Source organism: Shewanella polaris, assembly GCF_006385555.1.
Lineage (GTDB): Bacteria > Pseudomonadota > Gammaproteobacteria > Enterobacterales > Shewanellaceae > Shewanella > Shewanella polaris.
This window is the reverse complement of sequence record NZ_CP041036.1, coordinates 4,315,679-4,329,390: the sequence shown is the minus strand read 5'-3', so window position 1 is coordinate 4,329,390 and position 13,712 is coordinate 4,315,679. Positions and strand designations below refer to the sequence as shown.

General features: G+C 39.8%; 11 protein-coding genes. 10 read left to right on the top strand and 1 reads right to left on the bottom strand.

What is annotated here, in order from left to right; all coding sequences use genetic code 11:
* Positions 1-48 precede the first annotated feature (48 nt).
* Positions 49-2,244: a primosomal protein N' gene (gene priA / locus FH971_RS18875; protein WP_140235325.1), complete on the bottom strand. Its 2,196-nt coding sequence runs from the start codon at positions 2,242-2,244 to the stop codon at positions 49-51.
* Between the two features lie 81 nt (positions 2,245-2,325).
* Between priA and FH971_RS18870 the strand changes: the two genes are divergently transcribed.
* The 10 genes from FH971_RS18870 to mshL all read left to right on the top strand — a co-directional run bounded on the left by FH971_RS18870 (position 2,326) and on the right by mshL (position 13,643).
* Entirely contained in the window at positions 2,326-3,135 is an 810-nt protein-coding gene (locus tag FH971_RS18870) for a FimV/HubP family polar landmark protein (RefSeq protein WP_140235324.1), read from the top strand.
* Positions 3,136-3,422: 287 nt separating this feature from the next.
* Positions 3,423-4,649 carry a FimV/HubP family polar landmark protein gene (locus FH971_RS18865; protein ID WP_140235323.1) on the top strand — a complete coding sequence of 409 codons (1,227 nt, stop codon included), beginning with the start codon at positions 3,423-3,425 and terminating at the stop codon, positions 4,647-4,649.
* 139 nt (positions 4,650-4,788) lie between these two features.
* Complete coding sequence (gene rpmE / locus FH971_RS18860) at positions 4,789-5,001, top strand: 50S ribosomal protein L31 (protein ID WP_137224746.1); 213 nt, start codon at positions 4,789-4,791, stop codon at positions 4,999-5,001.
* A gap of 577 nt (positions 5,002-5,578) precedes the next feature.
* On the top strand, positions 5,579-6,826 hold the full coding sequence (locus FH971_RS18855; RefSeq protein WP_140235322.1) for a malic enzyme-like NAD(P)-binding protein: 1,248 nt from the start codon (positions 5,579-5,581) through the stop codon (positions 6,824-6,826).
* Between the two features lie 473 nt (positions 6,827-7,299).
* On the top strand, positions 7,300-9,210 hold the full coding sequence (csrD, locus tag FH971_RS18845) for an RNase E specificity factor CsrD (protein WP_140235321.1): 1,911 nt from the start codon (positions 7,300-7,302) through the stop codon (positions 9,208-9,210).
* Between the two features lie 289 nt (positions 9,211-9,499).
* On the top strand, positions 9,500-10,381 hold the full coding sequence (locus FH971_RS18840; RefSeq protein ID WP_167496128.1) for a biogenesis protein MshI: 882 nt from the start codon (positions 9,500-9,502) through the stop codon (positions 10,379-10,381).
* Complete coding sequence (locus tag FH971_RS18835; RefSeq protein WP_140235319.1) at positions 10,378-10,998, top strand: fimbrial assembly protein; 621 nt, start codon at positions 10,378-10,380, stop codon at positions 10,996-10,998. Before FH971_RS18840 ends, FH971_RS18835 begins: the two co-directional genes overlap by 4 nt.
* Positions 10,995-11,651, top strand: coding sequence for an MSHA biogenesis protein MshJ (locus tag FH971_RS18830; RefSeq protein WP_140235318.1), 657 nt, complete (start codon positions 10,995-10,997; stop codon positions 11,649-11,651). Before FH971_RS18835 ends, FH971_RS18830 begins: the two co-directional genes overlap by 4 nt.
* Complete coding sequence (locus FH971_RS18825; protein WP_240778407.1) at positions 11,632-11,955, top strand: MSHA biogenesis protein MshK; 324 nt, start codon at positions 11,632-11,634, stop codon at positions 11,953-11,955. The genes FH971_RS18830 and FH971_RS18825 overlap by 20 nt, the downstream gene beginning before the upstream one ends.
* 17 nt (positions 11,956-11,972) lie before the next feature.
* A complete protein-coding gene (gene mshL / locus FH971_RS18820) occupies positions 11,973-13,643 on the top strand; it encodes a pilus (MSHA type) biogenesis protein MshL (RefSeq protein WP_140235317.1) in 1,671 nt (556 codons plus the stop codon).
* The last annotated feature ends 69 nt before the right edge of the window (positions 13,644-13,712 follow it).

Genomic DNA, 13,712 nt, shown 5'->3' with positions numbered 1-13,712 from the left:
GTTTATGGCAGCTTTAAGGTCGACTGCCTTCTCCGTAATGCGGCTTAATTACATTAAATCCTGCGGGTCACGATCTATATTCCAACGGCATTTTTTACCTTCCGGTATTTGCTCTATTTGGCCTAATACTCGTTCAAATTCGGTTTGGAGACGTTGGCGGCTTTTAGCTTGGAGTATTAATTGACGTCGGTATTTTCCTGCTTTTCGATCAAGTGGCGCTGGAATTGGGCCAATTATTTCAAAGTCTTTATCTTGTGGCAATAGCTCACTGGCGCGTGCTAGAAAAGCATCGGCATCTTCAGCTAAATGTGCTTCTGCACGAATTAATACCATGTGCCATGCGGGCGGTAATAATGCTTGCTGACGCTCTTTTAGCTGACTACGAGCAAACTCACCGTAACCGCGTTTCAATAAATCACGTAAAATGGGGTTATCACTTTGATGGGTTTGTAATAGCACTTTGCCGGGTTTGTCTGCACGGCCAGCACGGCCTGATACTTGGGTGTATAGCTGCCCAAAACGTTCAGGGGCACGAAAATCTGCACTGAACAATGCGCCATCTACATCAAGTAAGCCGACTAAGGTGACATCTGGGAAGTGGTGGCCTTTGGCTAACATTTGGGTTCCAACCAGAATTTTATATTTCCCCATATGAATACCTTGCAATTGCTGCTCGAGTGAACCTTTGCGACGAGTTGTATCGCGGTCAATACGGACAACAGGATAATTGGGAAACAACTTTATTAATTCAAGTTCCAGCTGTTCGGTACCTAAACCATGACCCATTAACATGGTGCTGCCGCATTCGTGGCATTGGCGTGGGATAGCGTATTGATTGCCGCAATGATGGCAACAAATTTCATTTAATCCTTGATGTACGGTGAAAAATGCATCGCAACGGTCGCATTCATGTAAATGGCCACATTCGTGGCAAAGCAAAGCAGGGGCAAATCCACGACGGTTTAAAAACAGCAGCACCTGATTACCCGCGTCAAGATGCATGCGCATTTCGTTAATCAATGATGTCGACAAGCCTGCTTTGAGTGGCTGCGAAGTAATATCGATAATACCTTGCTTAACTTTTTGGGCTGCCCCTGCTCGTTCACTGAGTTCAAGGTGGTGATAACGTCCAGATAGTGCATTTTGTAAGGTTTCTAAAGATGGAGTCGCTGAACCTAATACCACTTGAATATCTTCAAGATGACCGCGCATAACTGCTAGGTCTCTTGCGTGATAACGCACCCCTTCTTGTTGTTTAAAGCTACTGTCATGCTCTTCGTCGAGAATAATTAATCCAGGAAAGGCCATAGGAGTAAAAAGTGCCGAACGAGTGCCAATGATAATGGCCGCTTCACCCACACGAGCTTGGCGCCAAGCCTCAAGTCGTTGATTGTCGGTGAGTCCTGAATGGATCACGGCAACATTAACTTCGAAGCGACGTTTGAAACGATTAATGGTTTGTGGTGTTAAGCCTATTTCAGGCACGAGGATCAGTGCTTGCTTACCTTGTTTTAAAATAGTCTCAAGCAAGGTTAAGTAGACTTCGGTTTTGCCCGAGCCAGTAATGCCTTCTAATAAGGTGCAATGGAATCCTTGCTGTTGAGTGAGCACAGCAACAGCGACAGCTTGCTGTTTGTTGAGCTTATGAGGTGACTCATTCATGACCAACTGTTGACGCCAACTTAAATCATGGCTGAGTGGTTTTTGTTGCCGCTCAATCCATTGTTTTTGCTCTAAAGCTTTTAGCGCCGGTTTGCTTAATGCTTGAGTGGTGAAGTTATCTTGGGTAATGGGGCCATCAAGTAATAACTCGTAAAGTTTTTTCTGTGCCGGAGCTCGTTTGAGTACGCTTGAGTCTGCACTGCGTCCTTGCTGGCTTAAATGGTATTCAATCACTGCTTGCGGCGCTGCTTCAAGGCCTTTTCTTAATGCAACAGGTAGCGCTTGGCTGAGCATTTGTCCTTGAGAGGTAAAGTAGTATCTGGCTGCCCATAATGTTAATTTATATAGCGAATCAGGTAACAATGGGGCATCATCTAATACAGCGGTAACAGATTTAATTTGTTGTGGCGCTAAGTCACAGCTATCGGTGATAGCAGTAATTAAGCCGATAAGTTGTTGTGGTCCAAAAGGGACTTTAACTCGAAGACCAATTTGTAATCCCGTTTGCTGTTCGTCTTTTACGCGATAACTAAAGTTTCTGCGTAATGGAACGGGTAAGGCAACTTCAACAAACACGGGCATAAGGCTTCATCGTTTTCAATTTTATAGTGGATTGTGGATTAGTTTACCTCTAAGTGTCATCAAAGAGATAGGGCAACATATATGCGTAAAGGACTTATTGAGGTCATCATCTTAGTCTTTGGATTATTGGGTTCTGTGACTGCGGCAATGGCTCAAGTGAATCATGTCAGTATCAATAGTCGTCAGTTTGAATTGAATAGTGTACCGCAATTAAAGGTTAATGTTGTGGCCCAAAATGATGATGTGTCACGGTTAGGATTTTATATTCGCCAGTTAGATGATGATCAATTTCTGCAGCAAAAGTTGATTGTACAGGGTATTAACCGATTTTTGCTGCAACTTCATGGCACCAATGTCATTAGTGATAAAAATGCACAGCTGATTATTACCGAAGCCACTGCCACTGGAGCCATTACGTTAGCCGTACTGGCGGTTTTTGATGCGCCTTATTCTTTTAAAAGTGCCACTTTAGCCGCTCATGCAAATAACCAACAATCATCAGCAGTTGCAGAAAATCCTGTAAAGAAATTGTCTGTTATATCTCAAAAAAATAAGCAAACATCACAATCATCGTCAACAACAGTAACACAAGCAATAGCATCGGTAGACGGAGCAACGCAGCAAGTAGATTGTTTAATTGAGCGAGATAATAGTGACACATTATGGCGTATAGCTAACCGTTACAAAGAGCAATGGCATACCAGCGTTTATGGTGCGATGTTAGCTATTTTTGAGGCTAATTTATCGGCTTTTTCCAAGCAAAGAATTCACTTATTATTAAAAGATGTTCCGTTACATTGCCCATCAACTGCTATTTTGTCTGAATACAATAATAAAGGAGTAGATAGAAAAGTATTTGAGGTCATTGAAGCAAAGCATGCGGCTAAATAAGTGTTATAACCATAATGAGTGATAAACAGTGCTGCTTAATCGGATATTTGCTTTTGTTTATCAGTAATTAGTTGCAGCTAGTTATGTTAGTTTATATAGTTGCGGTTGTTAATACTTATAATTCGCGCGATGAAAAGCTTAAAAAAGTAAACAATAATAATAAATTACCACCTGATGAGCTTAGGATGAGCATTTTATTTGCCAGTGTATAAGTGCATTTAACATCATTATTTTTCAGCGTGTTTTACGCTGTGCTGAAGCAGTTTATAATCGAAAGGATTGATTTAATGAAAAGCTTTAAGGTGCTAGCAATATTAGCATTATTGGCAGTTGATAGTATTTCAATTGTCATTGCACAAATTAGCAATATCAGTATTGATACTATTCCATTTGAAAGCGGACAATCTCCTAAGTTAACAGTGAATATCATCACTGATCAGGATGATTTATCGCGGCTGACCTTTTATTTACGCCAAATTTATCAAGATAACATTGTGTTAGAAAAGCTTGATGTTGAACAGCGAGATGGTGATGTATTTGTCTTAAGTGGTACTGAAAAAATACGTGATCGAGATGCTGCACTCATTGTTTCTGAATATCGCAATGCTAAATGGTTACAATATTCACCTGTACCTTTATTTCCCCAAACCGTGACTCAAAGCCGACATCAACCTGTTGCGATAAAAACCATGAAGTCACCCTCTGTGGCATTATCGGCATCGAAACTTGATCCAACAAGTCGAAACACTACAGCATTGCCAACGCAACAAAGATTAAATAATTGTAAGATTAGTCCGTTGCAAGATGATACGTTATGGAATATTGCTGTACGCTATCGTAAGCAATGGGGGTCCAATATTTATGGTGCAATGCTTGCTCTTTATCACACTAATCCATCAGCATTTTATCACGGCAAAATTCGGCTACTAAAACGAGGACGTTCATTAGATTGTCCTTCTGTAGAAATGCTTTCAAATTATCAAAATGTAGCAGCCGACAAAACCACATTTGATAACTTAGTGGCTAGTCAACAAAGTCAGTCCCAAGCTGGGTCAACATCATTGATTAATCAATCTGTGTTACCAAAAGCTGCCATAACACATAAAGTAATCGATCCAATTGGCAATAAAGCGTCTGATAGTGATAAATTATTAGCGGCTAGTCATGAAACGAAAATATCACCTCAGCGAATCCAAGCCAATAATATCATCACAAAAACGGTAGACATACAGCGCGATAACAAAGACAAGATTTGTACTATTGATAAATCTCCCCAAGATACGTTATGGCGAATTGCTGAGCGTTATGCAGAGCAATGGCACAGCAATGTTTTTGGTGCAATGCTCGCGATTTATGATACAAATCCGAATGCATTTGCAAGCCATAAAATTTACTTACTGATGTCTGATCGCAGTTTGAAATGCCCATCTAAACCAATATTAATGCAATACCAAAGCCCTTCTAAAGCCCAAGCAACTTATGAAGCGTTAGAGCGTTTACATCGGAAATTGTAGTATCGTTTAGAAATTCTACTTGTTTGTCTATATGAGACCTTGTACTATATCGCGCCTATAACGTACCGTTATTAACTACATGTGGTGCTCAGCTTCGGGTTGGGAGAGCGACATGGCCTTCAATTTAAGGTAACTCCAAATGAAAAAAGATATACACCCAAATTACGCTGAAATTACTGCAACTTGTACTTGTGGTAACATCATCAAAGTAAACTCAACTGCAGGCAAAAACCTACACTTGGACGTATGTGGTGCATGTCACCCATTCTACACTGGTACTCAGAAAGTTGTTGATACTGGTGGTCGTATTGACAAGTTTAACAAGCGTTTTGGTATGGTTGGTAAAAAGTAATTGTAATTCAATTACTCTAGAAAGGCGCCTTTGGCGCCTTTTTTGTGTTCTAAATTTGAATAACTTCAGCTAGAGGTTGTTAACAGTATTGAGCCGTTGTTTATTATGCTAGCTAACTGCGCTGAGTTGACTTAAAAACGTGAGCTATTTTGATTTTAGTTTATTTGCCCCATCTCTAATCCCGCTCCAAAGGTTAATAACCGTCAACGAGTATTGTGCTGAGAAGAAAACTAATTTTTTAGTAATAAACAATACCAAAAACCATAAAAGCCACTTTATTGTAATTTAGACAAAATAAACTGCAAATAACGACTCCTACATCCGATTGCTAACCTAAATCTTGTTATATTCCTACATTTTTAACTTATTGATTTATATATATTCATGTTGGATTAGTTAGTTTTATAAAACGTAGCCTATGTTTTGGCTTGCAATGGGTTCTATTATTAAGTTTTTGATTTATATCGTCTCAGTATTAGCGTATTGTTATTGAAATTTCTATGGTGATCAAGTTCACAACTAATGTGTACTGTTGACCATATCTTTCTTCAATATAGCGCATTTCAGGATGTATAAAATGTCAGATATTCGTCAACAAGCTCTCGACTATCATGAATTTCCAGTACCAGGGAAAACGGCTGTTTGTCTAACAAAACCCGCTCAATCAAGCCATGACCTTGCTTTAGCATATAGTCCAGGCGTTGCGGAGCCCGTTAGAGAAATTGCATTGAATCCTGAAAATGCATATCGATATACCAATAAAGGTAATACCGTTGCGGTGATTACCAACGGCACGGCTATTTTGGGCTTGGGTAATTTAGGTCCATTAGCATCTAAGCCTGTTATGGAAGGAAAATCACTGCTATTCAAGCGTTTTGCTAATATCGATTCAATTGATATTGAAGTAAAACACCGCACAACTGAAGACTTTATTAATACCGTTGAATCTATTGCTGATACCTTTGGCGGAATTAACTTAGAAGACATCAAGGCGCCTGAATGTTTTGAGATAGAACAAGAGCTCATTAAGCGATGTAATATACCCGTATTTCATGACGATCAACATGGTACTGCTATTGTGACTGCAGCAGGGATGTTAAACGCGCTCGAAATTCAGGGTAAAAAAATTGGTGATGCAGTATTTGTTTGTTTAGGTGCTGGTGCAGCTGCCATTGCGTGTATGACGATGATTGTTAAATGTGGTGCATTACGTGAAAATGTTTATATGCTCGACAGACAAGGTGTTATCCATACTCGTCGTGAAGATATCAATGAGTACAAAGCATTATTTGCCAATAATACTGACAAACGTACGTTGCAAGACGTGATTAAAGATGCCGATGTATTTTTAGGCTTGTCGGGAGCGAACTTATTAACCGCTGATGATATTGCGTTAATGGCGCCTAATCCTGTTATTTTTGCTTGTTCTAATCCAGATCCTGAAATTAGACCCGAATTAGCCCACAATATCCGCAAAGATTTAATTATGGGTACCGGTCGTAGTGATTATCCCAATCAAGTCAATAATGTATTGTGCTTTCCGTTTATTTTTAGAGGTGCACTAGATGTTCGTGCATCGGTGATTAATGACGAGATGAAGTTGGCTGCTGTATATGCAATCGCTAATCTTGCCAAGGAGCCGGTTCCTACTGAAGTGCTTGCTGCTTATCCTAACGTTTCATCTTTAAGCTTTGGTCCACAATATGTGTTGCCAAAACCAATGGATCCAAGATTGTTATCGATTGTTGCTCGCGCGGTGTCACAAGCGGCAATAGACTCCGGAGTGGCAAAAATAACCACATTGCCGGCTGAATATCAGGTATAGAATATCGGACATAAATAAATCGATTCGCTAATTCAAATAAAGATGGGTTAGCGAGATTGCATTTAGACAAAAGGGGCATTTGCCCCTTTTTTTATGGTGCCAGATAGTAGGGTCTGTTGATCTTTGCAGGTTAAATTTTGTTCGAGATAAAAACGTTTTAATCGAGGCGAGCGGGTTGCTGCCTAGTAATCTAAGCTAAATTCGCTCAACAAAGAGTAAAACGTTTTTAGCCGAACCCTTCGGGCAGCGTTTGTTGGTCATTTTTACTGCGTTATCGACTTTTTATGTAAAATAACTACATCACAAAGTCTCTGCCTTGTACAAATGACCAACAATTCGCTGCAAAAACAACCTTGAAAGATCAACAGGCCCTAGTAAATAAAACGCTTAGTGAAGTTGTGGAGTACAATCGTTATACTAAATTACATTGGAGACATTAATAAAATAAATAAATCCAGCAGGATAGCGGATACATGAAACACACCAAGATCCTTACTAAAAAAATGACCAGCTTTTGGTTGCTTTCATTGGCCGCTGTTGCCTTTGTGTTTTTGTTGTGTGCGGTGATGGGTTTTACTCAATTAACCTATAATTTTCAGCAACAAAAAGTCGCTGAATTAGAGACCATGTTAGTCGAGGATTACCAACAACATGGCAGCAATCAATTTTCAAGTTGGTTACCCCCATTATTGACGGCTTATAAAGCGGTCGATTTTTCCCTGTCTCATGAACACCAAGTCGTTTACCAATTTCATCGCGATCAAATCGATACCACTAAGAGCAACTTGACGGTATATCAAACCCAGTTGAACCCTGGTCAATTATCCATGAAGTTGGTTATGCCACCGCCTTTTTCCTTGTATGATTTGGGCTGGCATGAGCTGATTATTCTTTTAATCGGTTTCATTAGTATCGGGATTTTTGTTCGCTTTGGCTATGGTTGGTATTCCAGAGAATTAGATGGCGTAGAGCAACTTGCACTGCGGAGCAAACTTATTTTAGATGGTAAATTAAAGCAAGCCGCCGAAGTGCCTACCAATGGTAAACCACGCATGATCAATCGTGCGCTCAGTAAATTACTCGCCGATCTGGATGATGCTCATAAAGAACGTGGTCGCTTAGATCAGTTTATTCGGAAAGATACTTTTTTAGATAAACAAACTCAAATTGGTAATCCTATATTTTTTCAAAACCGTCTAGATGCGCTAAGCCATGATCAAAAAATGATGGCTCATGGTGTATTGATGTTTATTGAGTTTGATGATGTTGATTTAGTTGAGAATGAATTCGGTGAAGGTGGCATGAAGGCGATGCTATCACTAACAACCGAAGCAATTACTGCAGCGTTAACTCAATATGAAGACAGTATTTTTGCCCGACGTAGCTATTCTCAATTAGCTATTGTCGTCCCACAATTATCGCTCATAGAAGCCGATCAGTTAGCCCAACGAATACTAAAAACTTGTCTCGCATTACCTTTTTATGGCATCGGTGATCCTGATAATTTTTTCCACTTAGGCTGTGCATTTTTTAAAACTGGCGATTTACAAATTCAACTTGTTGAAGAGGCTGAAATGGCACTTCGTGCTGCACAGCTGCAACGGGTTAATAACTGGTTTATGTATGATAAAGGTGCATTAGATGAAGAAATTGCCAAAGGTTCTGTCCGTTGGCGCAGCTTCCTAGAAAATACGCTAGTATCAAAACGTTTTTTTACCTTACAACAAGCGATTGTCGACAGTGATGATCAGGTACTACATTATGAAATATTTAGTCGTGCTAGAGATATACGCGGTAACGATATACGCGCAACCTTGTTTATTCCAATGGCTAACAAATGTGGCTTGATGCCACAGATTGAACGGCAAATATTGGAGCAAGTGCTCTTCAGGCTAATGAATGATAATACACTTACTTATAGCATCAATTTAAGCCTCGATAGTTTAATCAGTAGAGCGTTTGTTCGTTGGATACAATCAACATTACTTGAGCATCGCCCTTTAGCTTCGCGGCTTATTTTCGAGGTGTCGGAAGACATCATTGTTAAAAACCAAAAGAATACCTTATTGCTTAAAACCTTAGATATGCTCAGGAAAATGGGGGCGAAATTGGCTGTTGATAATGTCGGTCAGTATGTTGTCGGGAGCCATTATATTCAAGAATATCATTTTGATTTAGTCAAACTACACCGCTCTATCGTACGAAGAGTGCATCAACGACCGGAGAATCAACTATTTATTCGCAGCTTAATTGGTGGTCTTTATAGAGCGGAAGTAAAAGTGATTGCAGAAGGGGTTGAATGTTTCGAGGAGTGGCAAACGTTAAAAATTCTCGGTGTGAGTGCTGCACAGGGCGATTTCTTAGGGCAAAGATCTGAAGTTTAACGATTTTAGTGCTATGTTTGTTTTAATACACTAATGTTAAAGCTTATTTATCAATATATTAACTTTTATCTTAAATAAATATTCGGTATTTTATTGATTAGTTATAGAATCAACGCATTAGTGCTATGTTTAATTGCGACATATTTTCCCAAAAATAACTATGGATTCCTAATTGAATCTCCTTGATGTGTAGTGATGATGTGTTGAATTAATGATCCTGTTGATTTGATAATGTACCATTAGCCAGGAATCTAAAATAATTAATATGTTAGCGAATACGGGTCAAGCAATGGACAATGGTTTTTTGAGTAAACTAGCCTTTTGGCAGACTTCCAAATCTATGGGGGATTTAGGCGTATTTGTCGCTGATAATTGCCTGTGGGCGTACAAGCCAAAGCAAGACCATTCGGCAGCTGTTATTAGTCAGTTTTCAGTAAAGAAAAACGATTGGTATCAAGCTTTTGAAGCACTAAAGCATCAGTTTGGTCGAGTTAGAGTACAATTAGTGCTGTCTCATCAATATTATCAGCTAGTACAAGCTGAAAAACCTAATGTTGAACCTACTGAAGTGACTCAAGCATTAATTTGGTCTGTTAAGGACATGGTGTCAGAGCCTGTCGCTAATATTCATCTAGATTATTTTGAGTCTAGCCTTATTCCCAGTTCAAAAGTGAATGTAGTGGTAAGCAGTCGTCAATTTTTAATGCAGTTAGCGGGTGCTTGTAATGCTAGCGGATTGGAGGTTGCAGGGATAAGCATTGAAGAATTAGCGTTAAGCCATTTATTAGCTCACGATAACATGGCACATATGTTGGTTGCTCACCTACCACAACAAGAATTATTGTTACTGGTCGTTAAAGCGGGCGAAGTGTTAATGCAACGTCGAGTCAGAGGATTTAATCAACTGAATCAAGCGACGTTAGAAGAATTAAAGCTAGGTTTAGCCGATAATCTCAGCTTAGAGATTCAGCGGTCTATGGACTATTTTGAAAGCCAGTTACGTCAAGCTCCGGTGGCATCGATTAGTATTTTGGTTGAAGGCGATAGTGCATCATTGGCCAATCTTGTAGCGGCCAACTTTAATCAAAAAGTGACGGCGATTACTCATGATGGTGTATCGAGTTTACTCGCTCAGTTGGCACTGCAAGAATTAACGCGAGGTGAAGTGTGATAAAAACCGGCGTTAATTTATATACAGCAGATTTGTTGCCTAAAAAACAAAGGCTGACGTTTTCTAGAATGATAATCGCATTAGCCTTATTTATAGGGTGCAGTGCGCTACTTTATGGCGTAGGACTTTGGAATACCGATGAATTGCAGGTGCTCAACCAGCAGGAAAACAGCAAAAAGAATAGCTTAACTGAACAAAAAAATCAGTTAGAGCAACAGATTGCTGAACGTAAACCCGATGCTAAATTGGTAGCAAAGGTTGAGCTTGAGCGGCAACGTTTAGACCTTAATAAATTATTAAAAGATAAACTTAGTCAAATGGATATGCTAATTAGCCAAGGTTACTCGCCAATGTTGACCGATTTAGCTGCTGTTGCCGACAATAGTTTGTGGTTGAGCCATATAACAATAGAACAACAAAGCAATGACGTTCAGCGCATTGAATTTGAAGGCTATGGACGTAACCCACAAAGTATCCCCCTTTGGATAGATAAACTTAAAAACACAGCTACATTAAAAGGGTACGCGTTTTCGGCTATGACGATGGACCGCGGCGAAGCGCAACCGTTAGCATTTAAATTAATAAGCCAACCTAGTGCTAAGGAGTTAGCACAATGAAACAACAATGGTTGATATGGTCTGAAAAATTTAATGAATTAAGCCAGCGCGAACGAGTATTGATTGCTGTTGCTTTATTCGTAGTAGCGGGAATGTTGTTGTTTATGCCTTTTGAATCACTTTGGAAACAACAGCAAAGTGTGAAAAATCAATTAAAAGGGCTACAGCAAGAAAATTCGATTTCCATGCAACAAGTGGCACTCTATGAAGAGCGATTGCAGCTAGATCCTAATCAGGATTACCAACAGCGATTACAATTAATTACTGAGCAGATGCAATTGATCGATGCCGATTTAACCGACCAAATGGTTGATATGGTGCCAGCTGATTATATGCCAACGTTATTAGCCAATTTGTTAGGTAATGTGAAAGGAGTGTCGCTCATTTCATTTGCCTCAATTGCTCCTCAAGCCTTATTGCAAGTTGGAGATGCTGATAAAATTAATCTCTATCGTCACGGTATTAAGTTAACCTTACAAGGTGATTACTTTTCTATTTTAGCGTTTATTAAGGCCGTCGAAAGTATGCCTGATAAATTGTATTGGAAGCGGCTGGACTATCGTGTAGACGTTCATCCTGATGCCTTAGTTGAATTAGAACTTTACACACTGAGTGTGAATAAGGACTTTATCAGTGTTGCAAAACAAAATTAACACAGTGGCATTTGCAGTGAGCCTAATGATGCTGCTAATGTCCGCGACTAATGCACAAACTTTACGTGATCCTACCTTACCTAGCCAGGGGTTTCTTGCTGTAAAGGCCCTCGATGATAATCAAGCTTTAGTGCTAAACAGTATTGTTAACGGTCAACATTCCTATGCAATTATCAATAATATCATTCTGTCGGTGGGTGATGCAGTTAACGGTAGTGGCTTGCGAGTATCAAAAATTAGTAAAGATTATGTTACCTTGTCAGATGGAAGAAAACTTCAACTATTTCAGTCGATAACAGAGTGATAGGATAAGAATAAAAAATGAATGTGATTAAATATGTTACTCCTCTGATGTCGCTGTGCTTAGTTGCTTGCCAAACAACAGATAGACCCGATCCACAAGCTGCAAAAACGGCTTTGAATGAGTCAAGACAACAAGTTGATATCCCTCAAGCTATTACGCCCCCTCTAGCGGCGATGCCGGAAGATGTTCAGCGTGAGCTCAATGGTAGTAATATATTGGGCCCATCAGCAAGAGCCATACCTGCGGAGCGTCGTTTTGATGTGTCTGCAAATGAAGTGGATGCCAGAGTCTTTTTCCCCAGTTTAGTGAAAGATACCCCATTAAGTATTGCGGTACATCCTGATGTTCAAGGTAAAATATCGTTATCTTTAAAAGCAGTCACTCTGTCAGAAGCTATACAAGTAGTGGAAGATATTTATGGTTACGAAGTTAATCGTGAAGGACGTATTTTACGGGTATTCCCATCGGGTATGAGAACCGAAACATTTCCGTTGAATTATATCTACATGCAACGCGAAGGCTTGTCATTAACGTCAGTTAGCTCTGGACGAATTTCAGATCAAAACAGTAATTCAAGTAGTGGAAATAGTAATAGTAATAGCAATAACAACAATAGCTCTAGCAATAATAGTAGTAGCGACAGTAATTCGAACAGTAGTGACAATACCAATGGTACATTTATTCGTTCAACGACTAAAACAGATTTTTGGGGTGAATTACAAGCAACATTAACATCCATTATGGGTGAAACGGGTGGTGGTCGACAAGTTGTGGTGACGCCTCAAGCGGGTTTAGTCACTGTTAGGGCTTTCCCTGATGAGTTACGTCAAATTCGTAGTTTTTTACAAATAGCAGAAAGTCATTTACAACGCCAAGTGATTTTAGAAGCGAAAATTATAGAGGTCACCTTATCTGACGGTTACCAGCAAGGGATCCAGTGGGAAAATGTTTTAGGTCATGCTGGCAGTACCAATATTAATTTCAGTACCTCAGCAGGACAAGGATTAAGCAATGCCATTACAACCGCTATTGGCGGCGTAACCTCAATCAACTTCAGCGGAACTGATTTTAGTAGCATTATCAATTTGCTAGATACTCAAGGCGATGTCGATGTACTTTCAAGCCCGCGAGTGACGGCTTCTAATAACCAAAAAGCGGTGATTAAAGTCGGTAATGATGAGTATTTCGTGACCGATGTGTCTTCAACGACAGTGTCTGGCACAACGACAGTTACCACTCCACAAGTTGAGTTAACCCCATTTTTCTCCGGTATTGCATTAGATGTAACCCCTCAGATCGACGAACATGGCAATGTGATATTGCACGTCCATCCTTCAGTCATCGATGTGACCTCGCAAACCAAAGAAATTACCATCAGTGACTCAACGTTGGAATTACCTTTAGCACAAAGCGAGATCCGTGAATCTGATACTGTGATCCGAGCCGCATCTGGTGATGTCGTCGTTATTGGCGGATTAATGAAAAGCGAGAATATTGAAACGGTTTCCAAGGTTCCATTATTGGGTGATATTCCATTTTTGGGCGAAGCCTTTACTAGTCGTACTAAATCTAAGCAGAAAACCGAACTGATTATTATGTTAAAACCAACGGTTGTCGGTGGTGATACATGGAAGGATGAATTAAAACGTTCACAGGATTTAATTGAACGTTGGTATCCTTCTAAGTAGTGGCAGTTGATAACGACAGTTGGCATAGGATAACGGCGGTTGATACTTGAAAAGGGATAGCCAGTAATT

Bases quoted from the DNA above. Each gene is read 5' to 3' on its own strand.
- FH971_RS18855 (WP_140235322.1), top strand. From the start codon at position 5,579: ATGTCAGATATTCGTCAACAAGCTCTCGACTATCATGAATTTCCAGTA.
- rpmE (WP_137224746.1), top strand. From the start codon at position 4,789: ATGAAAAAAGATATACACCCAAATTACGCTGAAATTACTGCAACTTGT.
- mshL (WP_140235317.1), top strand. From the start codon at position 11,973: ATGAATGTGATTAAATATGTTACTCCTCTGATGTCGCTGTGCTTAGTT.
- csrD (WP_140235321.1), top strand. From the start codon at position 7,300: ATGAAACACACCAAGATCCTTACTAAAAAAATGACCAGCTTTTGGTTG.
- priA (WP_140235325.1), bottom strand. From the start codon at position 2,244: ATGCCCGTGTTTGTTGAAGTTGCCTTACCCGTTCCATTACGCAGAAAC.
- FH971_RS18840 (WP_167496128.1), top strand. From the start codon at position 9,500: ATGGACAATGGTTTTTTGAGTAAACTAGCCTTTTGGCAGACTTCCAAA.
- FH971_RS18865 (WP_140235323.1), top strand. From the start codon at position 3,423: ATGAAAAGCTTTAAGGTGCTAGCAATATTAGCATTATTGGCAGTTGAT.
- FH971_RS18830 (WP_140235318.1), top strand. From the start codon at position 10,995: ATGAAACAACAATGGTTGATATGGTCTGAAAAATTTAATGAATTAAGC.
- FH971_RS18870 (WP_140235324.1), top strand. From the start codon at position 2,326: ATGCGTAAAGGACTTATTGAGGTCATCATCTTAGTCTTTGGATTATTG.